The sequence below is a fragment of the Pseudomonas sp. URIL14HWK12:I6 genome (genome assembly GCF_000514195.1).
GTDB classification, from domain to species: Bacteria; Pseudomonadota; Gammaproteobacteria; order Pseudomonadales; family Pseudomonadaceae; genus Aquipseudomonas; species Aquipseudomonas putida_A.
This window is the reverse complement of the sequence record NZ_AZVL01000012.1, coordinates 57,969-83,175: the sequence shown is the minus strand read 5'-3', so window position 1 is coordinate 83,175 and position 25,207 is coordinate 57,969. Positions and strand designations below refer to the sequence as shown.

26 protein-coding genes are annotated in these 25,207 nt (G+C 59.8%); 15 read left to right on the top strand and 11 right to left on the bottom strand.

Annotation, left to right across the window (positions count from 1 at the left end):
* The first annotated feature begins 1 nt into the window (after position 1).
* Entirely contained in the window at positions 2–817 is an 816-nt protein-coding gene (locus H043_RS0117060; protein ID WP_027612858.1) for a sugar phosphate isomerase/epimerase, read from the top strand.
* A 64-nt stretch (positions 818–881) separates the two neighbouring features.
* A complete protein-coding gene (locus tag H043_RS0117055; RefSeq protein WP_027612857.1) occupies positions 882–1,760 on the top strand; it encodes a DMT family transporter in 879 nt (292 codons plus the stop codon).
* 128 nt (positions 1,761–1,888) lie between these two features.
* Here the strand turns inward: H043_RS0117055 and H043_RS0117050 are convergent, their stop codons facing one another.
* Positions 1,889–3,226, bottom strand: a complete 1,338-nt coding sequence (locus tag H043_RS0117050; RefSeq protein ID WP_027612856.1) for an MFS transporter — start codon at positions 3,224–3,226, stop codon at positions 1,889–1,891.
* A 267-nt stretch (positions 3,227–3,493) separates the two neighbouring features.
* Here H043_RS0117050 and quiC point away from each other — a divergent pair, with 267 nt between their 5' ends.
* Together quiC and H043_RS0117040 are read left to right on the top strand one after the other, a co-directional pair.
* Positions 3,494–5,395 carry a 3-dehydroshikimate dehydratase QuiC gene (gene quiC / locus H043_RS0117045; protein WP_027612855.1) on the top strand — a complete coding sequence of 634 codons (1,902 nt, stop codon included), beginning with the start codon at positions 3,494–3,496 and terminating at the stop codon, positions 5,393–5,395.
* 102 nt (positions 5,396–5,497) lie between these two features.
* Positions 5,498–6,175, top strand: a complete 678-nt coding sequence (locus H043_RS0117040; protein WP_027612854.1) for a TetR family transcriptional regulator — start codon at positions 5,498–5,500, stop codon at positions 6,173–6,175.
* A gap of 116 nt (positions 6,176–6,291) precedes the next feature.
* On the opposite strand, the gene H043_RS0117035 is transcribed toward H043_RS0117040, so the two are convergent.
* Entirely contained in the window at positions 6,292–7,146 is an 855-nt protein-coding gene (locus H043_RS0117035) for a shikimate dehydrogenase (RefSeq protein ID WP_027612853.1), read from the bottom strand.
* A complete protein-coding gene (gene aroQ / locus H043_RS0117030) occupies positions 7,143–7,592 on the bottom strand; it encodes a type II 3-dehydroquinate dehydratase (protein WP_025108744.1) in 450 nt (149 codons plus the stop codon). Before aroQ ends, H043_RS0117035 begins: the two co-directional genes overlap by 4 nt.
* Positions 7,593–7,911: 319 nt before the next feature.
* Here aroQ and H043_RS29830 point away from each other — a divergent pair, with 319 nt between their 5' ends.
* Together H043_RS29830 and H043_RS0117025 are read left to right on the top strand one after the other, a co-directional pair.
* Positions 7,912–8,340 carry a DUF4160 domain-containing protein gene (locus H043_RS29830; protein ID WP_081730247.1) on the top strand — a complete coding sequence of 143 codons (429 nt, stop codon included), beginning with the start codon at positions 7,912–7,914 and terminating at the stop codon, positions 8,338–8,340.
* Positions 8,337–8,783, top strand: a complete 447-nt coding sequence (locus H043_RS0117025) for a DUF2442 domain-containing protein (protein WP_027612852.1) — start codon at positions 8,337–8,339, stop codon at positions 8,781–8,783. The genes H043_RS29830 and H043_RS0117025 overlap by 4 nt, the downstream gene beginning before the upstream one ends.
* A 55-nt stretch (positions 8,784–8,838) precedes the next feature.
* Here H043_RS0117025 and trmA read toward each other — a convergent pair whose 3' ends face one another.
* Together trmA and H043_RS0117015 are read right to left on the bottom strand one after the other, a co-directional pair.
* The gene (gene trmA, locus H043_RS0117020) at positions 8,839–9,918 is read right to left on the bottom strand and encodes a tRNA (uridine(54)-C5)-methyltransferase TrmA (RefSeq protein WP_027612851.1); all 1,080 of its coding nucleotides are present in this window, start codon (positions 9,916–9,918) and stop codon (positions 8,839–8,841) included.
* Positions 9,915–11,210: an NCS2 family permease gene (locus H043_RS0117015; RefSeq protein ID WP_007963748.1), complete on the bottom strand. Its 1,296-nt coding sequence runs from the start codon at positions 11,208–11,210 to the stop codon at positions 9,915–9,917. Before H043_RS0117015 ends, trmA begins: the two co-directional genes overlap by 4 nt.
* 224 nt (positions 11,211–11,434) lie before the next feature.
* On the opposite strand from H043_RS0117015, the gene H043_RS0117010 reads away from it, so the two are divergent.
* Complete coding sequence (locus H043_RS0117010) at positions 11,435–11,884, top strand: DUF4879 domain-containing protein (RefSeq protein WP_027612850.1); 450 nt, start codon at positions 11,435–11,437, stop codon at positions 11,882–11,884.
* A 66-nt stretch (positions 11,885–11,950) separates the two neighbouring features.
* Positions 11,951–12,502 (top strand): DJ-1 family glyoxalase III, encoded by a 552-nt coding sequence (locus tag H043_RS0117005; protein ID WP_027612849.1) that lies wholly within the window; start codon positions 11,951–11,953, stop codon positions 12,500–12,502.
* 5 nt (positions 12,503–12,507) lie between these two features.
* Here H043_RS0117005 and H043_RS0117000 read toward each other — a convergent pair whose 3' ends face one another.
* The 3 genes from H043_RS0117000 to H043_RS0116990 form a co-directional block, all read right to left on the bottom strand.
* Entirely contained in the window at positions 12,508–12,795 is a 288-nt protein-coding gene (locus tag H043_RS0117000) for a HigA family addiction module antitoxin (RefSeq protein WP_027612848.1), read from the bottom strand.
* A 14-nt stretch (positions 12,796–12,809) separates the two neighbouring features.
* The gene (locus tag H043_RS0116995) at positions 12,810–13,088 is read right to left on the bottom strand and encodes a type II toxin-antitoxin system RelE/ParE family toxin (RefSeq protein ID WP_027612847.1); all 279 of its coding nucleotides are present in this window, start codon (positions 13,086–13,088) and stop codon (positions 12,810–12,812) included.
* 100 nt (positions 13,089–13,188) lie between these two features.
* Positions 13,189–14,427: an MFS transporter gene (locus H043_RS0116990; protein ID WP_027612846.1), complete on the bottom strand. Its 1,239-nt coding sequence runs from the start codon at positions 14,425–14,427 to the stop codon at positions 13,189–13,191.
* A 543-nt stretch (positions 14,428–14,970) separates the two neighbouring features.
* On the opposite strand from H043_RS0116990, the gene H043_RS0116985 reads away from it, so the two are divergent.
* The 3 genes from H043_RS0116985 to H043_RS29825 all read left to right on the top strand — a co-directional run bounded on the left by H043_RS0116985 (position 14,971) and on the right by H043_RS29825 (position 17,675).
* Positions 14,971–16,413, top strand: coding sequence for a cytochrome ubiquinol oxidase subunit I (locus tag H043_RS0116985; protein ID WP_027612845.1), 1,443 nt, complete (start codon positions 14,971–14,973; stop codon positions 16,411–16,413).
* Positions 16,414–16,416: 3 nt separating this feature from the next.
* On the top strand, positions 16,417–17,424 hold the full coding sequence (gene cydB / locus H043_RS0116980; RefSeq protein WP_007963753.1) for a cytochrome d ubiquinol oxidase subunit II: 1,008 nt from the start codon (positions 16,417–16,419) through the stop codon (positions 17,422–17,424).
* Between the two features lie 83 nt (positions 17,425–17,507).
* A complete protein-coding gene (locus H043_RS29825; RefSeq protein WP_007963754.1) occupies positions 17,508–17,675 on the top strand; it encodes a DUF2474 domain-containing protein in 168 nt (55 codons plus the stop codon).
* Between the two features lie 74 nt (positions 17,676–17,749).
* Here H043_RS29825 and H043_RS0116970 read toward each other — a convergent pair whose 3' ends face one another.
* Positions 17,750–18,874: a class I SAM-dependent methyltransferase gene (locus H043_RS0116970; protein WP_027612844.1), complete on the bottom strand. Its 1,125-nt coding sequence runs from the start codon at positions 18,872–18,874 to the stop codon at positions 17,750–17,752.
* 150 nt (positions 18,875–19,024) lie between these two features.
* Positions 19,025–19,753, bottom strand: a complete 729-nt coding sequence (locus tag H043_RS0116965) for an autoinducer binding domain-containing protein (protein WP_027612843.1) — start codon at positions 19,751–19,753, stop codon at positions 19,025–19,027.
* Between the two features lie 330 nt (positions 19,754–20,083).
* Here H043_RS0116965 and H043_RS0116960 point away from each other — a divergent pair, with 330 nt between their 5' ends.
* Entirely contained in the window at positions 20,084–20,860 is a 777-nt protein-coding gene (locus H043_RS0116960; RefSeq protein WP_027612842.1) for a ferredoxin--NADP reductase, read from the top strand.
* Positions 20,861–20,902: 42 nt separating this feature from the next.
* Here H043_RS0116960 and mscL read toward each other — a convergent pair whose 3' ends face one another.
* Positions 20,903–21,316, bottom strand: coding sequence for a large-conductance mechanosensitive channel protein MscL (gene mscL / locus H043_RS0116955; protein ID WP_027612841.1), 414 nt, complete (start codon positions 21,314–21,316; stop codon positions 20,903–20,905).
* A gap of 285 nt (positions 21,317–21,601) precedes the next feature.
* On the opposite strand from mscL, the gene katB reads away from it, so the two are divergent.
* Genes katB through radA form a run of 3 tightly spaced genes read left to right on the top strand, consistent with a single transcriptional unit; the run spans position 21,602 to position 25,151 of the window.
* On the top strand, positions 21,602–23,143 hold the full coding sequence (gene katB / locus H043_RS0116950) for a catalase KatB (protein WP_027612840.1): 1,542 nt from the start codon (positions 21,602–21,604) through the stop codon (positions 23,141–23,143).
* A gap of 60 nt (positions 23,144–23,203) precedes the next feature.
* Positions 23,204–23,740, top strand: a complete 537-nt coding sequence (locus H043_RS0116945) for an ankyrin repeat domain-containing protein (protein ID WP_027612839.1) — start codon at positions 23,204–23,206, stop codon at positions 23,738–23,740.
* A gap of 43 nt (positions 23,741–23,783) precedes the next feature.
* Complete coding sequence (gene radA, locus H043_RS0116940) at positions 23,784–25,151, top strand: DNA repair protein RadA (protein WP_027612838.1); 1,368 nt, start codon at positions 23,784–23,786, stop codon at positions 25,149–25,151.
* Positions 25,152–25,207: the final 56 nt, after the last annotated feature.

Genomic DNA, 25,207 nt, shown 5'->3' with positions numbered 1-25,207 from the left:
CATGAACGAACGAATCCTGTCCCTGGCCAGTCTCACCGTGCTCGAATTGTCGCCACCGCAAATGGTCGAGGTCGCGGCGCGTGCCGGTTACAGCCATGTTGGCCTGCGCCTGGAGCCGGCGACGCCGGAGGAATATCACTTTCCATTGGTGGCCGATGGCGGATTACGGCGTCAGACGTTGGCGCGTTTGCGCGACACTGGCATCGCTGTGCTCGATGTGGAAATCCTGCGTCTGAAACCGCAAACCGTGGTCGCCGATTTCGACAAGCTGCTGGCCGTTGGCGCGGAGTTTGGCGCCAGTGAATTACTGGTCGCCGGCAATGATCCTGACGAACAACGGCTCACCGACAACTTTGCCGCGCTGTGTGATCTGGCGGCGCCTTACGGTTTGCATCCGCATCTGGAGTTCATGCCCTGGACCGATGCGCGCAACCTCGAACAGGCGTTGCGCATCGTTGCCAATGCCGACCGGGAAAACGCCGCGGTGCTGGTCGATGCCTTTCATTTCGATCGCTCCGGTTCACGGCTGGAGGATCTGGCCCACGTCGCACCTGCGCGCCTGCGTTATGCGCAATTGTGTGATGTGGCGGGACCGAGACCGGCGGACATGGCCGAGATCTTGCGTCAGGCTCGCAACGAACGGCGGTTTCCCGGCGAGGGCGATTGCGACCTGCACGGTTTGTTGCGCAGTCTGCCAGCTAATATTCCACTGAGCCTGGAGATCCCCACGGTAAAACTGCTGGAGCAGGGCGTCAGCGGATTGCAACGAGCGCAGATGGCGCTCAACAGGACGCGGGAATTGTTGGCGCAGTTGTAAGTCAGTTTTTGTGGCGGGGCGCCAGCGTCCTCGCCACTGTTTATTTTTCCTTCAGAGATATCCAATGACCGTCAGCACCCCGCTCTCCGGTGTCAACCAACCCTTCAAGGGGATCCTGCTGATTGTCGTGGCGACTTTCCTGTTCTCCAGCCACGATGCGCTGTCGAAATACCTATCGGGTTTCTACCCGATCATCATGGTGGTATGGGCGCGGTATCTGGTGCACACCTTGCTGATGGCGGGGATTTTCCTGCCGCAGTCGGGGTTGCGTGTACTGCGCACCAAACGACCGCTATGGCAGTTGGCGCGGGCGCTGTGCCTGCTCGGCACCAGTCTGTTTTTCACCACGGCGCTGCTGTACATCCCGCTGGCCGAGGCCACCGCGGTCAACTTTCTCGCGCCGGTGCTGGTGACGGCGCTGTCAGTGCCGTTGCTCAAGGAACGGGTGACGCGCGGGCAGTGGATCGCGGTGATCTGCGGTTTTATCGGGGTGCTGATCATCGTCCATCCGGGAGGCGAGTTGTTCACCCCGGCGGTGCTGCTGCCGTTCTGCTCGGCGTTGTTTTTCTGCTTCTATCAGTTGCTGACGCGCAAGCTCAGTGAGGTCGACAGCCCGACCACCAGCAACTTCTTCGCTGGTCTGTGCAACACGCTGGTGATGAGTGCGTTGGTGCCGTTCTTCTGGCAGGTGCCGACCTTGTCGCACGCCGTGTTGATGCTGGCGCTGGGCAGTTGCGGGATGACCGCGCACCTGTTTCTGACCCAGGCGTTCCGCCATGCCGCGCCGGCATTGCTGGCGCCGTTCGGCTACTGCCAGATCGTGTTTGCCGGGTTGTTGGGGTGGGTGGTGTTCAATCACACGCCGAGTCTGTTGACGGTGATCGGCATTGCGGTGATCTGTTGCAGCGGCTTGGCGGCGGCATGGCAACAGAGCCGTAAGTGAAATAGAGACACGCCCCTGTGGGAGCGGGCTTGCTCGCGAAGGCGGTGTTTCAGTCGACAGCTTCAGTGACTGACTGGACGCTTTCGCGAGCGAGCCCGCTCCCACAGGGGGGAGGGGGTGCAGGCAGGTTATTCGGTGACGTCTGGAATCTTGCGCGGGGCCATGAAGTACATCCAGGTCAGGGCAATGAAGTACATCGCCGGGATCAGGGTGAACAGCACCGTGTAGTTGTTATGGGTGACGGTCAGGATGTGGCCGACGATCTGGGTCATGAACATCCCGCCGATCGCTGCGCACATGCCGCCGAAACCGAACACCGTGCTCATCATGTGCTTGGGCGTGTAGTCCATCACCAGGCTCCAGATGTTCGCGGTCCAGGCCTGATGCGCGCCAATCGCCAGGGAGATTGCCGCGACGGCGACCCACAGATTGCTTGAGCCGGCGGCCATGATCACGCCGATGATGCAGCAGGCGAACAGGAACATCGACAGCAGCCGCGCCTTGATCGAGTTCATGCCGCGACCGATCAGGAACGAAGACAGAATCCCGCCGCCCACGCTGCCGAAGTCAGCGGTGACGTAAATGATGATCAGCGGAATGCCCATCTGGGTGACGTTGATACCCAGGTTGTATTGCTGATTGAGAAACGGCGGCAGCCAGTACAGGTAGAACCAGAACACCGGCGCGGTCAGCGAATAGGCGAGGGCGAACGCCCAGGTGCCGCGCATGCGCAGGATGCGTGAAAACGGTACGCGGGCCTGTTCCGGTTCGACTTCCTGCTGGATGTAGTCGAGTTCGGATTTTTTCACCCGTGGATGATCTTCCGGGTTGAAGTATTTCAGGCCCCAGAACAGCAGCCAGATCCCACCGAGTGCCGACATGCAAAGGAACGCCGCCTGCCAGCCCCACACGTGAAGAATCAGCGGCAGCAGCATCGGCGTGAACATGGCGCCGACGTTGGTCCCGGCGTTGAAAATGCCGGTGGCCACTGCGCGTTCACCGGCGGGGAACCACAGGCGCGTGGTTTTCACGCAGGCCGGGTAGTTGGCTGCTTCGGTCAGGCCGAGGATGAACCGGCAGACCATGAAGCCGACGGCCGACGTCGCCAGACCGTGGGCGCCGGTGGCCAGGCTCCAGAGCAGCACCGCGCAGAAGAACACGCGTTTGACGCCGACGCGGTCGATCAGCCGTCCTTGCAGCACGAAGCCGATCGCGTAGCCGACCTGAAACCAGAAGTTGATGTTGGCGTAATCCATCGCCGTCCAGCTCATTTCCTTGGCGAGGATCGGCTGCATGACGCCGAGGGCGGCGCGGTCGATGTAGTTCAGGGTCGTGGCGAAAAACACCAGCGCCAGCATGCCCCAACGGGTCTTGCCGACAGCCATGGCGCCGCGGATCTTGTCGCCGATGCCACCCGTGGCAGTGCTCATGGCCGGGGCCATGCGGGAAGTCTGTGAAGGAATCATTGTTCCACCCGTTTTTGAATTTGTTATGTGGTGTTGTTTGCACGCACTGCGACCGAAGGTTCATTTCCGGACTCAATGTGAAGTCGATGGTGGGCAGTGGACGAAAAATCGTCAATTCGCCGAAACGCCATAGTGTTCGATAATCGCACGCAAAACTAACCGGCTGGTACACTTTAAATTGCTGCTGAAGACGATGCAGCCAATAATTTCCTCACGATAAAAAATGATCCCCTGTAAAAAACTGCAGCGCAGTCCGGGAGTAGCAACATGCAGCGTTCCATTGCCACCGTTTCCCTGAGCGGCACCCTGCCGGAAAAGCTCGAAGCCATTGCCGCCGCCGGGTTCGACGGCGTCGAGATCTTTGAAAACGATCTGCTGTATTACGACGGCAGCCCGCGGGAAATCAGGCAGATGTGCGCTGACCTGGGGATCGCCATCACCCTGTTCCAGCCGTTCCGCGATTTTGAAGGCTGCCGCCGTGATCGGCTGGCGCGCAACCTGGAGCGGGCCGAGCGCAAATTCGACCTGATGCAGGAGCTGGGCACCGATCTGGTGCTGGTGTGCAGCAACGCTTCGGCGGACAGCGTCGGCGACCGGCAGATTCTCGTCGATGATCTGCGGCTGCTGGCCGAACGTGCCGGCGCTCGCGGGTTGCGTATCGGCTATGAAGCGCTGGCCTGGGGCCGGCACGTCAATACTTATCAACAGGTCTGGGACATCGTCCGCCAGGCCGATCACCCGGCGCTCGGCGTGCTGCTCGACAGCTTTCACACCTTGTCGCTGAAAGGTGATCCACGCGCGATTGCCGATATTCCCGGCGACAAAATCTTCTTCGTGCAAATGGCCGACGCGCCGATCCTCGCCATGGATGTCCTGGAGTGGAGCCGGCATTTCCGTTGCTTCCCGGGGCAGGGCGAATTCGATCTGCCGGGGTTCCTCGCGCCGATTATCCAGAGCGGTTACACCGGGCCGTTGTCGCTGGAGATCTTCAACGATGGTTTCCGCGCCGCACCGCCACGGGCGAATGCCGCCGATGGTCTGCGTTCGCTGCTGTATCTGGAAGAGAAAACCCGTCAGCGCCTGGAACAGCAAGCAACGCCAGTGGCCAACCGTGAAATCCTCTTCGAAACGCCACCGGCCAGCGAGTACAACGGCATCGAGTTTCTTGAGTTCGCCGTCGACGAAAGCCTTGGCGCCAAACTGAGCAACTGGCTGGAGCGCCTGGGCTTCGTCAAGGCCGGACAGCATCGCTCCAAGAGCGTGAGTCTGTTGCGTCAGGGCGATATCAACCTGATCCTCAATGCCGAACCGTATTCATTCGGCCACAGTTTCTTCGAGGCCCACGGCCCGTCGCTGTGCGCCACCGCCGTGCGGGTCAAGGACAGCGCCAGCGCCCTGGCCCGCGCCGTCGCCTACAAGGGCCAGCCCTATCGCGGCCTGGTCGGCCCCAACGAACTGGAACTGGCCGCGGTGCGTGCGCCGGACGGCAGCCTGATTTATCTGGTGGATGAAGCGGCGGATGTCTATGGCACCGACTTCAATCTGCTGCCGAACGCTCAGGCCCGTGGCGGCCTCAAGCGCATCGATCACATGGCCATGGCGTTGCCGGCCGACAGCCTCGACAGTTGGGTGTTGTTCTATAAGAGTCTGCTGGATTTCGAGGCCGACGATGAAGTGGTATTGCCCGATCCGTACGGGCTGGTGAAGAGCCGCGCGTTGCGCAGCCGCGACAGTTCGATCCGCTTGCCGCTGAACATCTCGGAGAACCGCAATACCGCGATTTCCCACGCGCTGTCGAGTTATCGCGGCTCCGGTGTGCATCACATCGCCTTCGATTGTGATGACATCTTCGCCGAAGTCAGCCGCGCCAAAGAAGCTGGTGTGCCGTTGCTGGATATCCCGCTCAACTATTACGACGACCTCGCCGCGCGCTTCGATTTCGACGACGAGTTCCTCAGCGAGCTGGCGTACTACAACGTGCTCTACGACCGCGACGCGCAGGGCGGCGAGTTGTTCCACGTGTACACCGAGCCGTTCGAGGGGCGCTTCTTCTTCGAGATCATCCAGCGTAAAAACGGCTATGCCGGTTATGGTGCGGCGAACGTTGCGGTCCGTCTGGCGGCGATGGCCAAGTCACGCAGCGGTGCGGTGCGTCAGGCGAAGTTGTAGGAATTTCGTAAACGCGGGATTAAACACGAGCCGCGTGGCTTCCTTCACTGTGCAGCGCGGCCCATAATCGCCAACCTGTGCAGTGATGGCCGTGAGCCCGCAATGACAATGACTTCAGAACTCCCCGCTGCTCCCGTCGAATCCGGTATCGAGCCGCGCAAGAGTCGCAAGAACAACCCGGAAAAAACCCGCGAGAACATCCTGCAGGAGGCGATCGTCGAGTTCGTCCAGCAGGGCTTGTCCGGCGCCCGCGTCGACGCGATCGCCGAGCGCATCCACACCTCCAAACGCATGATCTATTACTACTTCGGCAGTAAGGAGCAGTTGTACGTCGAGGTACTGGAGAAGCTTTACGGCGACATCCGCAGCACCGAAAACCGCCTGCACCTGGCCGAGTTGCCGCCGGTGGTGGCGATCCGTCGACTGGTGGAATTCACCTTCGATCACCACGACCGCAACGTCGATTTCGTGCGCATCGTCTGTATCGAAAATATTCACAACGCCGAGTTCGTGAAGCGTTCGGACACGATCAAGGCGATGAACAATACGATCCTCGATTCACTGGGCGAGATTTTGCGTCGCGGTGCCGAGGAGGGTGTCTTCCGCGCCGGGCTGGACGCGCTGGATGTGCACCTGTTGATCAGCTCGTTCTGCTTCTATCGCGTCTCGAACCGCCATACGTTCGGTGAGATCTTTCAGATCGACCTGCCGGACGAAAGCATCAAGCAGCGTCATCGCGAGATGATCTGCGAGTCGGTGTTGCGCTACTTGCAGCCGTGACACCTACCCATTGTGGGAGCGGGCTTGCTCGCGAAGGCGGCATGTCAGCCTATACATCTGGCGCCTGACACACCGCTTTCGCGAGCAAGCCCGCTCCCACAGGTTCCTTTTGAGCTTCAGCCATTCATGCTTTGAAAATGCGCCAGCATCCGCTGTGCGTCCGGCACCACGCCGCTGAACAATTCAAACGCCTTCACCGCTTGAAACACCGCCATGTTGCCGCCGTCCAGCGTGCGGCAACCCAGCACGCGGGCGTTGCGCAGCAGTTCGGTTTCCAGCGGGAAGTAAACGATCTCCGCGACCCACAATTCCTTGCGCAGCAGTTCCACTGGCACCGGCATGCCCGGCAGTTTGGCCATGCCCATCGGCGTGGTATTCACCAGACCATCGGCCTGATTCAGCGTGCCCGGCAGATCACGCCCGGCCACCGCGCGGCCTGAGCCGAAATGCTGGTTGAGGTTGTTCGCCAGACTCTCGGCGCGCTCGCGGTCGACATCGAAAATACTCAGCTGCTGTACGCCTTCGCTCAACAACGCGTGGGCCACTGCTGCTCCCGCACCGCCGGCACCCATCTGGACGACACGCTCACGGGCGACATCCTGCAAGCCGCGACGAAAACCTTCGGCAAAACCCAAGCAGTCGGTGTTGTGGCCGATGCGTTTGCCGTCCTTGAGCACCACGGTGTTGACCGCGCCGATGCCCCGGGCTTCCGGGGACAGTTCGTCGAGCAGCGGGATGATCGCCTGCTTGCACGGGAAAGTGATGTTCAGACCGGTGTAGTTCATCCGCTCGGCCGCCTGCAGCAAGTCGGGCAGGGCGTTGCTGTCGAGTTGCAACTGATCGAGGTCGATCAGCCGATACAGGTAGCGCAAGCCTTGGGCGTCGCCCTCATGTTCATGCAGTGCTGGCGTGCGCGAGGCTTGAATACCCGCACCGATCAGGCCAGCCAGTATTACCGGTTTACGGGTCATGCTGCGCGCCCCTTCAGTCGCTGACTGAAATGCTCCAGGGCCAGGCGATAGCCATGGCTGCCGAAGCCGCACATCACCGCCGTGGCGATGGCCGAGACGAACGAGTGGTGGCGGAACGGCTCACGCGCATGCACGTTGGACAGGTGCACTTCGATCACCGGCAACTCACTGGCCACCAGCGCGTCGCGGATTGCCACCGAGGTGTGCGTCCACGCCGCCGGGTTGATCACGATCCCGGCGCAACGGCCGCGTGCCGCATGAATCCAGTCGAGCAATTCGCCTTCGTGATTGGTCTGGCGAAACTCCACGGCCAGGCCGAATTCTTCGGCAGCGCGGCCGCACAGAGCAGAAATATCAGCCAGGGTTTCGTGACCGTAGGTTGCCGGTTCACGAGTGCCGAGCAGGTTCAGGTTCGGGCCGTTGAGCACCAGAACGATAGGGGGCATGGGGGCAAACTCCACTTATTGTTTTTGGCTTTGGCCGAGGGTTTCAGCCTGTGGAGGTAAAATGTACCAGATGGTTACCATGGTCAATTGAACTGATTTAACCCGATGGTTTTGTGTTCGGTGATCGCACAAAAGCTACATCGCATTCAGATTTTCCGAATTGTATCGACAGTTTTGCTTACGGTTTTTTTCGAAGATGCAGCGCTTCCTCATCCGTGCCGACGCTAGTCTGAATGTGGTGAAAGCTGTGCAGCACCGGCAGTCGGATTTGAAAGGAAAATCGAATCCTGAAACGTATTAACCTAACGGATGGGTTAGCATGAAAGTATGCAACTACAAGGGATTGTCGATAGGCATCATGTTGCGAGATGAGCATTGCCCGCCACATGTTCACGTTAATGCAGGCGCCTGGAATGCCCGATTTCAGTTCAGTTTCTGGCACAACGACATTGATCTGTGGGACGTCGTGCCGCTTTCTCGCCGACCGCCGCTGGCGGTGTTGGAAGGATTGTGTCAATCACTGGGGCAACCTGCTCATCTGCGTCGCGCACGAGGGATCTGGTGGTCAGTCTTGCAGACAGTTTGTCTCGACAATCAGGTGTGGGACTGCGAGTCAAACGAAGTCCCCGTGATGAAACCGGTCACCGCTACGACCTACAGGATCAGTTCGGCGTGCTATGAACCAGAAGCAGACAAGACTGTTCTGACATTGCTCGGCAAACTGGCAGGAGTTGAAATCGATTTATGAAAGTCATCAAGGCAAAGCCGTCCGTACATCGTCCGCTGACGGAAGAAGTGCTCGATGCCGCGATAAACCGTGGCGAAGCGCGCCAAGCTAGCAGCTTGCAGGCTGTTTCTGTGACCTTTGAAAGCCCGTCTCTGGTCATTCGTTTTGAAGACGGCAGCGGTGTGTTGCTACCGGTGAGCCAGTATTCGGAGTTCGACGGGTTTGATTCAGACGATTATGCGAACCTGACAGTCGGTTTTGCAGGCACCGCGCTTTGCCACAAGGGCAAAGACCTCGACGTTTCCATCTCCGGAATGATTTCGGCGAGCCCGTCTCTCATGAGGATGGCGGCTTCGGTGGTTGCGTCGCGCAACGGTCGTCAAAGCAGTGCGGCAAAATCCGAAGCCGCACGAGCGAATGGCAAGAAGGGCGGGCGTCCACGTAAAACCGACACCGCACAGTAAGCAGGAACAAAAAAGCCGTCATCAACGACGGCTTTTTTGTATTCGGCATTCGCCATCAACGCCGGGTCAGCAACACCCCGGACTCCATGTGATGCGTCCACGGGAACTGGTCGAACATCGCGCAGCGGGTGATGCGGTGCGTGTCGTGCAGTTGGGCGATGTTGGCCGCGAGGGTTTCGGGGTTGCAGGAAATGTACAGGATATTGTCGAAGCGCCGGGTCAGCTCGCAGGTGTCCGGGTCCATGCCGGCGCGCGGCGGGTCGACGAACACGCTGCCGAACTCGTAGCTCTTCAGGTCGATGCCTTGCAGGCGACGGAACGGGCGCACTTCGTTAAGCGCTTCGGTCAGCTCTTCGGCGGACAGGCGCACCAGCGTGACGTTATCCACAGCGTTTTCGCTGAGGTTGCTCAGTGCGGCGTTGACCGAGGTCTTGCTGATCTCGGTGGCCAGCACTTTGCGCACACGGGTGGCGAGCGGCAGGGTGAAGTTGCCGTTGCCGCAGTACAGCTCCAGCAGATCGTCGGGACGATCGCCCAATGCTTCGTAGGCCCAGTTCAGCATCTTCTGGTTTACCGTGCCATTGGGCTGGGTGAATGCGCCTTCCGGCTGGCGGTAGCTGAAGGTGCGACCACCGACTTCGAGTTTCTCCACCACGTAATCGTGGCCGATGACTTCGCGCTTGCCCTTGGAGCGGCCGATGACGCTGACGTTGAGATCAGCCGCCAACTTCGACGCGGCCGCATGCCAGTGTTCGTCCAGCGGACGGTGATAGCACAGGGTAATCATCGCATCGCCGGCCAGGGTGGTCAGGAACTCCACCTGGAACAGCTTGTGGCTCAGCGCCGAACTGGCCTGCCATGCCGCCTTGAGCTGCGGCATCAACTGGTTGATGCGCAGGCTGGCAATCGGGAACTCTTCGATCAGGATCGGCGTGCGTTTGTCGTCCTGGGAAAACATCGCGTAGTGCCGCTCACCGGCCTCGCGCCACAGGCGAAATTCCGCGCGCAGGCGGAAGTTCTGCAGCGGCGAGTCGAACACGGTCGGCTCTGGTGCATCGAACGGGGCCAGCAGGTCACGCAAACGCGTGACCTTGTCTTCGAGCTGAGTGGCGTAGGCCTGGGAATCGAAAGTCATGCGTTGAACCAACCCAACTTGATCACAAACAGAATCGACAGAATCACCAGCGCCGGGTTCAGCTCACGGGCGCGGCCCGACAGCAGCTTGATCACGGTCCAGGAGATGAAACCGAAGGCGATGCCGTTGGCGATCGAGTAGGTGAACGGCATGGCCAGCGCGGTGACCACGACCGGCGCGGCGACGGTGATGTCTTCCCAGTCTATTTCCGCCAGACCGGAAGTCATCAGCACGGCGACGAACAGCAACGCCGGTGCGGTGGCGAATGCCGGAACGCTGGCCGCCAGTGGCGAGAAGAACAGCGCCAACAGGAACAGGATCGCCACGACGATCGCCGTCAGGCCGGTACGGCCGCCAGCACTCACGCCGGCAGCGGATTCGATGTAGCTGGTGGTGGTCGAAGTACCCAGCAGCGAGCCGGCCATCGCCGCGGTGCTGTCGGCGATCAGTGCCCGGCCCATTTTCGGCATATGGCCGTCCTTGCCCATCAGGCCGGCGCGTTTGGCGACGCCGATCAGGGTGCCGGAGTTGTCGAACAGGTCGACGAACAGGAAGGCGAAGATCACGCTGACCAGACCGATGTCCAGCGCGCCCTTGATGTCCAGTTGCATGAAGGTCGGCGCCAGCGAAGGTGGCATCGAGGTCACGCCGCCGAACGGGGTGAAGCCCATGGCGATGGAAATGATGGTCACCGCCAGAATGCCGATCAGTACTGCACCGCGCACTTTCAGCGCTTCGAGGGCGACGATCAGGGCGAAGCCGAGGGTGGCGAGGATCGGCGCCGGGGCTTTCAGGTCACCGAGGCCGACCATGGTCGCCGGGTTGCTGACCACGATGCCCGCGTTGTGCAGGGCGATCAGCGCCAGGAACAGGCCGATACCGGCGGCAATCGCCGAGCGCAGCGGCAGCGGGATGCTGTTGATGATCCATTCGCGGATGCGGAAGATCGACAGCAGGAAGAAGCACACTGCCGAGATGAACACCGCGCCCAGCGCCACTTGCCAGGTGTGGCCCATGTGCAGGACCACGGTGTAAGTGAAGAAGGCGTTCAGGCCCATGCCCGGGGCGAGGGCGATCGGGTAGTTGGCGATCAGGCCCATGATGGTCGAGCCGATGGCGGCTGCCAGACAGGTGGCAACGAACACTGCGCCCTTGTCCATGCCGGTCTCGCCGAGGATGCTCGGGTTGACGAACAGAATGTAGGCCATGGCCAGGAAGGTCGTGACGCCCGCCAGAATCTCGGTACGCACGTTGGTGTTGTGTGCCTTGAGTTGAAACAGCCTTTCCAGCATGTCTGCTCCCCGTGGCGCGCGCGGCGCCGTGAATGTATCGACCTCAACAGCAAAGCACAGACCGTCGCAAGCGCCTGGGAATTTGTGGTGGGCCGGAAAAAGCCGCGCATCATACCAGCAGCGTGAGGAATATGGCGGTTGTTGGTGCCGAACGTCGTCGAAGTTTTGCCACAGGGCCAACTGCGCCATACTGCGCGCTGAATTTTTTGGGGAAATACGATCACATGGGCAAGCGCTGGATAAAGGCTTTCGGGTTAATGGCCGGGCTGATGGCCGGGTCGACGGCGGCGCTGGCAGCCTCGGCGCCACCATTGACTGAAGTTAAGGTGATCAAGGTTCAATCGCCGGCCTGTGGTCTGGAAGACATCGGCGATAACCAGCCGCAAACCCAATGCGATCACAGCGGCCCGAGCATCAAGGTGTTCGTGCTGGAAATCGGCTATGGTCAGAACCAGCCGCATGCCACGCTGGACGGTTTTGAAGTCAACGGCACCCGGGCGCCGGTGTGCGCCTTTGATAACGGCAACCTGACCGAGTGCAAGCCCGGCAGCAACACCGTCGGCTCACTGTATACCTTTGATCTGGCGGGCAAGCAGGAAGGCACCTTCACCTTCAGTAACACCTCGATCAACGCGCCACGCAACACGATGTCGACCCAGCTTTACATCAAGTAACGGCGGTCATCGAACAGGCAGGGCAAAGCTGACTACGCTTTAAAGATCACCCAGCGGATAGCGCCCATGACCTTTAGAGCCCTGATTACCCTCGCCGAGGGCATCGATGATCTGCAAAGCGTGACCCTGATCGATGTGCTGCGCCGCGCCGGCGTCGAAGTCGTGGCGGCCAGCATCGAAGGCCGGCGCATGCTGACCTGCGCCCGCGGTACGCGCCTGACAGCGGACGGCATGCTGGTTGATGTACTGGCGCAGACCTTCGACCTGATCGTCCTGCCCGGTGGTGCCGTCGGCGCCCAGCATCTGGCGGCGCATCAGCCGCTGCAGCAATTGCTCAAGGACCAGGCCAGCGCCGGCCGCCTGTTCGCCGCCATCGGCGAAGCCCCGGCCATTGCCCTGCAAGCCTCAGGCGTATTACGCCAACGGCGCATGACCTGCCTGCCGAGTGCCAGCCATCAATTGTCGGGCTGTACGTTTGTTGATCAACCGGTGGTGGTCGACGGCAATTGCATCACCGCCAAAGGCTCCGGCGCCGCACTGGCGTTTGCCCTGACGCTGGTGGAGCAGCTTGGTGGCAAGGCGTTGCGGGCGAAAGTGGCGGGGGAGATGTTGGTTTGATGGCTTCAGGCGTGGGCAGCGATAGGCGTAATGGCTGGTTGCTCCCGATGCTCTGCTTGCCACAGATCGTAATCGGTTTGAACGCCTAGCCACACACGCGCCTTGCCAATGCCTGCTCGCTCCAGCCGTACAGCCAGATCCGGGCTGATCGGTGCATGGCCGTGCAATACGCGGGAAAGGTGAGGGCGGGCGAAGCCCAGATGTCTGGCCAATTCACTCACACTGATGCCTAACTCTGGCAAGACATCCGTGAGCAGGGTTTCACCGGGGTGTGGCGGGTTGTGCATGGTCATGAGCCTGCCTCCTGTCAGTGGTAGTCCAGATAATCGACCAATTCGATGTCCGAACCGACAAAACGAAAGATAACCCGCCAGTTGCCTGAAACACTGAGCGACCAATATTCGGACAGTTCACCCTTCAGTGGATGCAGGCGCCAACCCGGCAGATCAAGATCTGCGGGAAGTGCTGCGCGATCCATGAACTGCAGCATACGCGCCAGACGTTTTGCGTGATCGGCGCGAATTCCGCGGGTCGAACCTGTTTCATAGAAGCCACGAAGGCCTTTGTGCTGAAAGGATTTGATCATGGCGGCGAGTGTAAGGCGATACGTTACACTCTGTGCGGTAACTATGTACCGCACCTTTTCAATCAATTTGTGCCTGGCCTGTTGATTTCACTGATGTGACCTAGACCTTCGCCTCTTCCACCGGCACATGCATCCGGTCGCGGTTGGCCAGGGTCGGGAACAGTTTGATCCACGTTCCGGTGACCACCAGCGTGCCGATCCCGCCCATCACCACCGCCGGAACGGTGCCGAACCAGTGCGCGGTGAGGCCGGATTCGAATTCGCCCAACTGGTTCGAGGCACCGATGAACAGGCCGTTCACCGCGCTGACCCGGCCGCGCATTTCGTCCGGGGTTTCCAGTTGCACGAAGGAGGCGCGGATCACCATGCTGATCATGTCCGCCGCGCCGAGCACCACCAGCACGCCCAGCGAGAACCAGAACGAGGTCGACAGGCCGAAGGCGATGGTAGCGACGCCGAATACGCCGACGGCGGTGAACATCACCCGACCGACGTTGCGCTCGACGGCAAATCGCGCGAGGAACAGCGACATCCCCAACGCGCCAACCGCCGGCGCCGAGCGCAGCAGGCCCAAGCCCCACGGCCCGGTGAGCAAGATGTCCTTGGCGAACACCGGCAGCAACGCCGTAGCGCCACCGAGCAACACCGCGAACAGATCCAGCGAGATCGCCCCGAGAATGTCCGGGCGGCTGCGAATGAAGCGGATACCCGCCAGCAACGAATCCAGCGTGGCTTTGCCTTTGTTCAGCGGCGTTTGCCGGGCGGGCAGGTTGAGCATCAAGGTGCAGGCGATGACATAGAGCATCACCGTCGGGCCGTAGACCCAGACACTGCCAAACGCGTAAAGCAAGCCACCGAGGGCCGGAGCGACAATGGTGGCTGACTGTTGAGCCGACTGCGCTGCGGCGACCGCCCGTGGAAACAGGGCGCTGGGCACGATGCTCGGCAGCAGCGCCTGGGTCGTCGGCATTTCGAAGGAGCGCGCCGCACCGAGCAGGAAGGCGAGGATAAAGATCATTTCCCGGGTGACGTGGTCGGTCGCACTGCCGATGGCCAGTGCCAGGGCAATCAACGCCTGCAACGACTGACAGATCGCCGCGACCCGACGCCGGTCATAGCGGTCGGCGACATGCCCGGTGTGCAGCATGAACAGCACCCGTGGCGCGAACTCGACCAGCCCGACCAGCCCCAGGTCGAGCACGTTGCCGGTGAGTTGATACAGATTCCAGCCGATCGCCACGGTAAGCATCTGAAAGCCACTGGCGGTAAAGATCCGGGCGAACCAGAACGCAAGAAAAGGACGATGGTGACGTAACAGCAGGGGCTCTTGGCTGGGCATCTGAAGGCAGGTCTGGCTCGAAGGAGAACGTCGAGGTTATCACCAGTCTGTAACAGGAAGTTGCTATGACAGAAAATTTAGTTAGCCAGACATCTATCTCGCGTTCTGGATGCCGATCCCCCTGTGGCGAGGGGATTCATCCCCGATCGACTGCGTAGCAGTCGTAAAAACTGCCGACACGACCAAAAGGCAATGTGTATCGGAGGGGGGCTGCTTCGCCGCCCATCGGGGATGAATCCCCTCACTACAGGTCGTGCAGCTCTGAGGAGTGTCTTTCAGAACGTTGCCCAGGCAATGAGGCAACTTGTCACGCGGCAAACGACCACGCCGTTCTTCGTCGGAAATGGGACTACTCTTTTAACGTTGCTTGATCCAGATCAAGACCCTCCCGGGCCATGCTCTGGTGGCCCGTTGGCCAGACTCCCTGCGTTGCGATGGCTGTTAAAAAAGAACGAATCAGAATTCGCCGCACTCCATATCCGTGGGGGCAGTAGGCAGGGGCCACAAGCCCCAATGCCGGTATTACCTGACAGAGGAAGACTTATGTTCGGTTTAGAGGCACTCGATCTCGCCCGAATTCAGTTCGCGTTCACCATCTCGTTCCACATCCTGTTCCCGGCCATCACCATTGGTCTGGCGAGCTACCTGGCGGTGCTTGAAGGGTTGTGGTTGAAAACCCATAACGACACTTACCGGGATCTCTACCACTTCTGGTCGAAAATCTTTGCCGTCAACTTCGGCATGGGTGTGGTCTCCGGTCTGGTCATGGCTTACCAGTTCGGCACCAACTGGAGCCGTTTCTCGGACTTTGCCGGTTCCGTCACCGGACCGTTGCTGACCTACGAGGTGCTCACGGCATTCTTCCTTGAGGCCGGTTTCCTCGGGGTGATGCTGTTCGGCTGGAACAAGGTCGGACGCAAACTGCACTTCTTCTCCACGGTGATGGTGGCGATCGGCACGCTGATCTCGACATTCTGGATTCTCGCTTCCAACAGCTGGATGCAGACGCCGCAAGGCTTCGAGATCGTCAACGGCCAGGTGATCCCGACCGACTGGCTGGCCATCGTGTTCAACCCATCGTTCCCGTATCGCCTGATGCACATGGCGACCGCCGCGTTCGTGGCCACGGCGTTCTTCGTTGGCTCGTCGGCGGCCTGGCACCTGCTTCGCGGCAAGGACAACCCGGCGATCCGCACCATGCTGTCGATGGCAATGTGGATGGCGCTGATCGTCGCGCCAATCCAGGCGGTTATCGGTGACTTCCACGGGCTGAACACCCTTGAGCATCAGCCGGCGAAAATCGCCGCGATCGAAGGCCACTGGGAAAACAAAGGCAACGAAGCGACCCCGTTGATCCTGTTCGGCTGGCCGGACATGAAAGAAGAGAAAACCAAATTCGCCGTAGAGATCCCGTACCTCGGCAGCCTGATCCTGACCCACTCGCTGGACAAGCAAGTGCCGGCACTCAAGGAGTTCCCGCCTGAAGACCGGCCGAACTCGACCATTGTGTTCTGGTCGTTCCGGGTCATGGTCGGTCTCGGCTTCCTGATGATCTTCACCGGTCTGTGGAGCCTGTGGCTGCGCAAGCGCGATTCGCTCTACACCTCGCGGCCGTTCCTGTATCTGGCGCTGTGGATGGGGCCGTCCGGCCTGATCGCTATCCTCGCTGGCTGGTTCACCACTGAAATCGGTCGGCAGCCGTGGGTGGTCTACGGGCTGATGCGCACGGCGGATGCTTCGTCCAATCACAGTTTCATGCAGATGAGCATCACCCTGATCATGTTCGTCGTGGTGTATTTCGCGCTGTTCGGTGCGGGGCTTGGCTACATGATGCGCCTGGTGCGCAAAGGGCCGAAAACCGACGAAGGCAAGGAAACCAACGAAGGTGGTCCTGGCCAGAAACGCACTCCGGCTCGGCCGTTGTCCGCAGCCGATGATGAAGGTACCGACGCCGACTCGCAGCGCAGCCTGGAAAAGGAGATTTGACTCATGGGTATTGATCTTCCGCTGATCTGGGCCGTGATCATCATCTTCGGCATCATGATGTACGTGGTCATGGACGGCTTCGACCTGGGGATCGGGATTCTCTTCCCGTTCATCCCGGGCAAGACCGACCGTGATGTGATGATGAACACCGTCGCCCCGGTATGGGACGGCAATGAAACCTGGCTGGTACTGGGCGGTGCGGCGTTGTTTGGCGCGTTCCCGCTGGCCTATTCGGTGGTGCTGTCGGCGCTGTACCTGCCGTTGATCTTCATGCTGATCGGCCTGATTTTCCGCGGCGTGGCGTTCGAGTTCCGCTTCAAGGCCAAGGACGACAAGCGTCACCTGTGGGACAAGGCGTTCATCGGCGGCTCGGTGGCGGCGACGTTCTTCCAGGGCGTGGCACTCGGGGCCTTCATCGACGGTTTGCCGGTGGTCAATCGGCAATACGCCGGCGGTTCACTGGACTGGCTGACACCGTTCACCCTGTTCTGCGGCGCCGCGCTGGTGGTGGCCTATGCCTTGCTCGGTTGCACCTGGCTGATCATGAAGACCGAAGGCAAGTTGCAGGAGCAGATGCACAACCTCGCGCGGCCCTTGGCGTTCGTGCTGTTGGCGGTGATCGGCATCGTCAGTCTGTGGACGCCGCTGGCTCACCCCGAGATCGCGACACGCTGGTTCAGCATGCCGAACCTGTTCTGGTTCATGCCGGTGCCGATTCTGGTGCTGGTGACGCTGTACGGGCTGATCCGCGCGGTGGCGCGCAATGCCAACTACATGCCGTTCCTGCTGACCCTGGTGCTGATATTCCTCGGCTACAGCGGTCTGGGCATCAGCCTGTGGCCGAACATCGTGCCGCCGTCGATCTCGATCTGGGACGCCGCCGCACCGCCGCAAAGTCAGGGCTTCATGCTGGTCGGTACGCTGTTCATCATCCCGTTCATCCTGGGTTACACCTTCTGGAGCTATTACGTGTTCCGCGGCAAGGTCACCCATGAAGACGGTTACCACTGATCTCTCGCTCTGCTCACCCTGTGAGAGCAAGCCTTCTCGCGGTGGCGTCCTCAGCGACGCCATCGCCCAAGAGGAACGATGCAATGAACGGCAAACATTCCCTGCACGAGATTGAAGAAGCCGAAAAAAAGCCGCTGTGGCAGCGGCTCGGCTGGTTGGCCCTGATCTGGATCGGTAGCGTCGGCGCGCTGTTCATTGCCGCCAGCCTGATGCGCCTGTTCATGAACGCGGCCGGCCTGACCACACACTGAAACATCCCGTCCCGTGGCCCTTGGGCACGGTTTACAACCCTCTGTACCGCGGAGGGTTTTTTTTGTCTGAGGTTTTACTTGCGGGCTTTGAGAATCACGAATTTCGGTGTGGCTGCCACTTGCTCGACGCCACGGAACAGCCGCGCCAGTTTGCTGTGATAACCCAGGTGCCGGTTGCCGACGATGTACAACGCACCGCCCACCACCAGCGCCTCGCGGGCTTGCTGGAACATGCGCCAGGCGAGGAAGTCACCCACCACCTGTTGTTGATGGAACGGCGGATTGCACAACACCACGTCCAGCGATTGCGGCGCCTGTCCGGCCAGACCATCGCCAGCGCGCACGAGCACTTCGCGCTCGCCCAGCGCGGCGCGCCAGTTCTCGGCGGCCGATTGCACCGCCATGAACGATTCGTCGACCAGCGTGTAGTGCGCGTCGGGGTTGTGCAGGGCGCTGGCGATGGCCAGGACGCCGTTACCGCAGCCGAGGTCGGCGACGCGGGCGCTGCCGAGGTTCTTGGGCAGGTGCGGGAGAAAAGCTCGGGTGCCGATATCCAGGCCTTCACGGCAAAACACGTTGGCGTGGTTGAGCAATTCGATGGCCGGCTCGTCCAGTTGATAACGCGAAGGGTAGGGCGAGGTCGCCGGGGCTTTGGCTTCAGGCGTTGCGATCAACAGGCGAGCTTTCTTCACCGCCAGTGAAGCCTGTACCGGGCCAATGTAACGCTCCAGCAGATCACCGGCTGCGCGCGGCAAATGCTTGACCATGGCCGCTGCCACCACTTCGGCGCCGGGTGCCAGTAGCCCTTGCAGGCGGATCAGTTGCTCTTCCAGCAATGCCAGCGTCTTGGGCACGCGGATCAGCACCCGGTCGAACGGCCCGATCAACGGCTCACTGGCCGCAATCCCGCGCACGGCATCAAATGCCAGGCCGTTGCGTACCAGGTTCTTTTCCAGGCCCTGGAATGCGAGAAACGAGTCGCCACTGCTGCTGACCTGAACCTTGCCCGCCAGACTCGCCGCCAGCGCTCCGAAGCTGTCATTGAGTACCAACACCCGGGTGTCTGCCGTCGGTTGTTGCGCGGCCAGATGATTGAGCAGGTATTCGTCAGCCGCATCGAACGCTTGCAGAGGTTCATTCTGCTGCTCGGGCTGGCGGATCAGGTCGAGTTGGGCAAAGGGTGTTTCGAGCAAGGGCATCGGGCGAGAACTCTGGTTATTCAACGGGTGGCCCGCAGCCCAGGGCGTCGCGCGGCGGAACCATCCGAGTGGACTGCGGCGTGCGGCGCACGTCATCACTCAGGAAGGTTGCAAATGGTACGTTTTTTTCCGTTGAAATACTCGCAGCTTTTAGTGGGCGGGCATGTCGAGAAGGCCGCAACTCTTGGCGGCAATGACCGCAGAAATCTTGTTGCAGACGTTCAGTTTGAGAATCACGTTTTGCACGTGGTAATTCACCGTCCGCTCGCTCAGGCAGAGGATCCTGGCAATCTCATAGGCCGTCTTGCCGAGCGCCGAGAGCTTGAGCACTTCCAGTTCTCGCGGTGAAAGACGTGGGGGGACGGGCTTTTTGGCCGGTTTGGGCAAGGTTTTGGCGAACAGGTCACTCAGGTGGCTGGTTGCGTAAAACATATAGCCAAAATGCTCGTATAACTCGAGCGGACTTAATGGACCGTTTTTCCTGGCAAGGCTCAGGGTGCTGCACAGCCCGCTGTCTTCGTGGTGGAACGACTGGGACCAACCGTGTCGCAACCCATGCCTCTGTTGCGCGTCCCACAGCGACAAGGTTTGCGAAAACACGTCCTCGGTCCAGACAATCGGCAGCATTGAATGACTGCAGTGTGCTACTACCGGGTCGATTTTTCTGTAGTTTTGTCTTTCATAAAGTTGGTTCCACTCTTTCGGATAGTTATTGATTTGCAAGGTCTTTAAGTCAGCGTTCCGATTGTTTGATGTCAATGAGATGGCACAAAAATTGAAGCCAATATTTTGAGCGAATCGCAGCAAGATCGGATAAGCGGTCTCTATTTCTCTTGCGAAAGTCAGTTGCTTTAATTGCGACTCCTTCCACATTTCCATCACTCACTCTCCATGAGTCGTTCGTCGGGTGCTTTTTATGGATCCAATCGGATCCTGCACGCAACCGAGTGTAGGACAGGTCTTACAAATGGCGTTGAATTTTTTTGCTCTTGGAGGGGGCGGTTAGTTGCTGGAAAGGTTATTAGTCATCAATAATGCGTTGGATTTAACCTGTCATTCAATCGGACTTTGAATAAAGCTGTATTAACGGCATTTGGGTTTAATTCTCATTTTTTCGGGCGGTCTGAACGGTAAACCACTACAAAAGCAGTGGTGTTTATGCTCTGAGTTTGCGCGAGACTGTCAGGGTCTTTTCCGTGGAGTGCCCCCATGACTGTCAGCGCAGATAAATTTACTGCCCAGACCTTGCTCGACGTGCAGCCTTTGACCCCCAGTCTGTTTACCCTGCGCACCACGCGCGATACGGGCTTCAGGTTTCGCGCGGGACAATTCGCTCGCCTGGGGGTGACAAAGGCTGATGGCAGCACGGTCTGGCGTGCTTACTCGATGGTCTCTTCACCCTTCGACGAGTTTCTCGAGTTCTTCTCCATCGTGGTGCCAGGTGGCGAATTCACCAGTGAACTTAGTCGCTTGCAGGTCGGCGATACCCTGCTGGTGGAACGCCAGGCCTTTGGTTACCTGACGCTGGATCGGTTTGTCGACGGTCGGGATTTGTGGCTGTTATCCACCGGGACCGGGGTTGCGCCGTTTCTGTCGATTCTGCAGGACTTCGAAGTGTGGGAGCGATTCGAGCGGATCATTCTGGTGTACAGCGTGCGCGAAGCGCGGGAACTGGCCTATCAGTCGTTGATTGCAGAACTGTCCGAGCGTGATTACCTGGCAGAACACGCCCATAAACTGCAGTTCATTCCCACCGTTACCCGAGAAAAGGTTCCTGGTGCCTTGCATGGCCGTATTACCAGCCTGATTGAAAGCGGCGAGCTGGAGCGTGAAGCCGGTGTTGAACTGGCCCCCGAGCACTCGCGCGTCATGCTGTGCGGCAATCCGCAGATGATCGACGACACCCGGGCACTGCTGAAGAAACGCCACATGAGCCTGAGCCTGACGCGGCGGCCGGGACAGGTGGCGGTGGAAAACTACTGGTAAAAAAACGGCGCCATCAGGCGCCGTTCTTTATTCATCAAGCAGTCAAGGCCGGTTGTTCTGGGCCTTGAGCAGATCGCGGATCTCACCGAGCAACTCTTCTTCCTTGGTCGGAACCGGTGGCAGGGAAGGGGCTACGGCTTCTTCGCGTTTAAGGCGGTTGATGGCTTTGACACCCATGAAGATCGCGAAGGCGACAATCACGAAGTCCAGAATGCTCTGGATGAATTTACCGTAAGCCATGACCACGGCAGGGGCGTTGCCCTCGGCGGCTTTAAGCGTGATGGCCAGATCACTGAAGTCCACCCCTCCGATCAACAGGCCGATTGGCGGCATGATCACGTCGCCGACAAACGACGAAACAATTTTGCCAAAGGCGGCACCGATGATGATACCGACGGCCATGTCGACCACATTGCCTTTGACCGCGAAGGCCTTGAACTCACTAAGCACGCCCATAGGTTATTTCCTTGTTACAGATGAGGTTGGTGTACGCAGTGTAAATCAGCAAACGCGTCCTGCGCGAAACACCTTCTTACAATGCCCGTTTTTATCGACCGATAAATCTGCAATTAGTTTGCAAAGTGCCACTAATCGCGCGCGAAATACGCCGTAACACGCTGATCGGGAAGCCAAAATTTTCAATCGTCGGGTTACGAACTTTCTATTTATGTTCGCGGACTTAGCCCTCTAGCCTCTGGTTGGCGCACCTGGATGCGCCCAAAAGAACCAGAGGAACCTGATATGAATTCCACCCTTGGACTGGGGGCTTTTCCCCATCGCCGTACGCTCGGCGTACTCACCGCCAGCCTGTTGACCTTCTCCGTGCACGCCGCGCCCCTGACCCGGGATAATGGTGCAGCGGTGGGCGACAATCAGAACTCGCAAACCGCCGGCGCCAACGGCCCGGTGCTGCTGCAAGACGTGCAACTGATCCAGAAACTCCAGCGTTTCGACCGTGAGCGCATTCCCGAGCGTGTGGTGCATGCCCGCGGTACCGGTGCCCATGGCACGTTCACCGTGACCAACGACCTCAGCGACCTGAGCAAGGCCAAGGTATTCGCTGCCGGGCAGGTGACGCCAGTGTTCGTGCGCTTCTCCGCAGTGGTTCACGGTAACCATTCCCCGGAAACCCTGCGCGATCCACGGGGCTTTGCCACCAAGTTCTACACCGCTGATGGCAACTGGGACCTGGTCGGCAACAACTTCCCGACCTTCTTCATTCGCGACGCGATCAAGTTTCCGGACATGGTTCATGCGTTCAAACCCGATCCACGCACCAACCTTGACGATGACTCGCGTCGTTTCGACTTCTTCTCCCACGTGCCGGAAGCCACTCGCACGCTGACCGAGCTGTATTCCAATTCGGGTACTCCAGCCAGTTATCGGGAAATGGACGGTAATGGCGTGCATGCCTACAAGTTGGTTAACGCCAAAGGCGAAGTGCACTATGTGAAGTTCCACTGGAAAAGTTTGCAGGGCATCAAAAACCTGACACCTGAACAAGTCGAGAAAGTTCAGGGCAAAGATTACAGTCATATGACTAATGATCTGGTCAGTCATATCAATAAGGGTGATTTCCCGAAATGGGACTTGTACATCCAAGTGCTGAATCCACAAGATTTGTCCAAGTTTGATTTCGATCCATTGGACGCTACCAAAATCTGGCCGAATGTTCCTGAGCGAAAAGTTGGACAAATGGTGTTGAACCGTAATCCGGCCAATGTGTTCCAGGAAACCGAACAAGTTGCCATGGCCCCGGCCAATGTTGTGCCGGGTATCGAACCTTCAGAAGATCGTCTGTTGCAAGGTCGAGTGTTTTCTTATGCCGATACGCAGATGTATCGCCTGGGTGCAAACGGCCTGCAACTTCCGATCAATGCGCCAAAAGTTGCGGTCAACAATGGCAATCAGGACGGTGCGATGAACTTCGGTGCCACGGCGTCTGGCGTGAACTATCAGCCAAGCCGCCTGCAACCGCGTGAAGAGCCGCAAAGCGCGCGTTACAGCCAGCTGGCACTGTCGGGCAGCACCCAGCAGGCGAAGATTCAGCGTGAGCAGAACTTCAAACAGGCCGGGGATCTGTATCGCTCGCTCAGCCAGCAGGAGCGTCAGGACCTGATCGCCAGCTTCGGCGGTTCGTTGGCGACCACCGATGACGAGAGCAAGCACATCATCCTGTCCTTTCTTTATAAGGCAGATCCGGAATACGGCACCGGTGTGACCAAAGTGGCCAAGGGTGATCTGAGCCGGGTCAAGGCGCTGGCAGCGAAACTGGTCGACTGATCTCGACGCCATGCAACGCGGGGCCTGACTCAGGCCCCGCTCTGCCCAAGGAGAGCGTTTATGCGTGCCTTTCTTTTACTGTTGCTCGGTTGCCTGTCATTTGCAGCGCTGGCCGAACAGAACCCCGAGGCGATCAAGGCGCAGTTGCAGGATTACTATTTCGATGCCGCCCGGCGTGGTGATGTGCCGATGCTCGAGACCTTTATCGAGTCCGGTTATTCCCTCGATACCCGCGACAGCAAGGGCTACACCGCTTTGATTCTGGCGGCGTATCACGGCCAGGGTGCGGCAGTTGACCGGTTACTGGCGGCGGGCGCTGATGCCTGCGCGCAGGACCAACGTGGCAATACAGCGCTGATGGGCGCGATTTTCAAAGGCGAGATACAGATTGCTCGAAGGCTGATGGCCACCGATTGCAGCCCCGATCAGCGCAACGGCGCAGGCCAGACTGCGGCGATGTACGCCGGGTTGTTCAAGCGCATCGAACTGCTCGACGCGCTCAAGGCCAAGGGCGCCGATCTTAATGCCGAAGACCCGCTGGGCAACAGCGCCGCGCGTCTGGCCAACGGCGAAATCCGTACCGCCGCGCCGCGCTGAGCGGTGGCTGCGTTATCATCGCGGTTTTTGCCGGGGGATCCAGATGGCCAAGGCCAAGCGCATGTACGGCTGCACCGAGTGCGGCGCAACCTTTCCCAAGTGGGCGGGCCAGTGCGGCGAGTGCGGCGCCTGGAACACCCTGACCGAAACCATGATCGAAAGCGGCGGGGCCACGGCGCCCACCGGGCGTACCGGCTGGTCCGGGCAACAGGCGCAGATCAAGACCCTGGCCGAAGTCAGTATCGAGGAGATTCCGCGCTTCTCCACCGCCTCCGGTGAGCTGGATCGGGTTTTGGGTGGCGGTCTGGTCGACGGCTCGGTGGTGCTGATCGGTGGTGATCCGGGCATCGGCAAGTCGACGATTCTGTTGCAGACCCTGTGCAACCTCGCCAAGAGCATGCCGGCGCTGTACGTCACCGGTGAAGAGTCCCAGCAGCAAGTGGCGATGCGCGCCCGGCGTCTGGGGTTGCCCCAGGATCAACTGCGGGTGATGACCGAGACCTGCATCGAAACCATCATTGCCACCGCCCGTCAGGAAAAACCCAAGGTGATGGTGATCGACTCGATCCAGACCATTTTCACCGAACAACTGCAATCAGCTCCGGGTGGCGTCTCGCAGGTACGTGAGAGCGCGGCGCTGCTGGTGCGTTATGCCAAGCAGAGCGGCACGGCGATCTTCCTCGTCGGTCACGTCACCAAGGAAGGCGCGCTCGCCGGCCCGCGGGTGCTGGAGCACATGGTCGATACCGTGCTGTATTTCGAAGGCGAATCCGATGGCCGTTTGCGTCTGTTGCGGGCGGTGAAAAACCGTTTCGGTGCGGTCAACGAACTCGGTGTGTTCGGCATGACCGACAAGGGCCTGAAAGAAGTCTCCAACCCTTCGGCGATTTTTCTCACCCGTGCCCAGGAAGAAGTCCCGGGCAGTGTGGTCATGGCCACCTGGGAAGGCACCCGGCCGATGCTGGTGGAAGTGCAGGCGCTGGTCGATGACAGCCATCTGGCCAATCCACGGCGCGTGACGTTGGGCCTTGATCAGAACCGATTGGCGATGTTGCTGGCGGTTTTGCATCGCCATGGCGGCATTCCGACCCATGATCAGGACGTGTTCCTCAACGTGGTCGGCGGGGTGAAGGTGCTGGAGACCGCGTCCGACCTGGCGTTGATGGCGGCGGTGATGTCGAGCCTGCGCAACCGGCCATTGCCGCATGATTTGCTGGTGTTTGGCGAAGTCGGTTTGTCTGGCGAGGTGCGTCCGGTGCCGAGCGGGCAGGAGCGCTTGAAGGAAGCGGCCAAGCATGGCTTCAAACGGGCGATCGTGCCCAAGGGCAATGCACCGAAGGAGGCGCCGCCGGGGTTACAGATCATTGCCGTGACCCGGCTGGAACAGGCGCTCGACGCATTGTTTGAGTGAACGCGTAACCTGTGGGAGCGAGCCTGCTCGCGAAGGGGCCGTGTCAGTCGGCATCA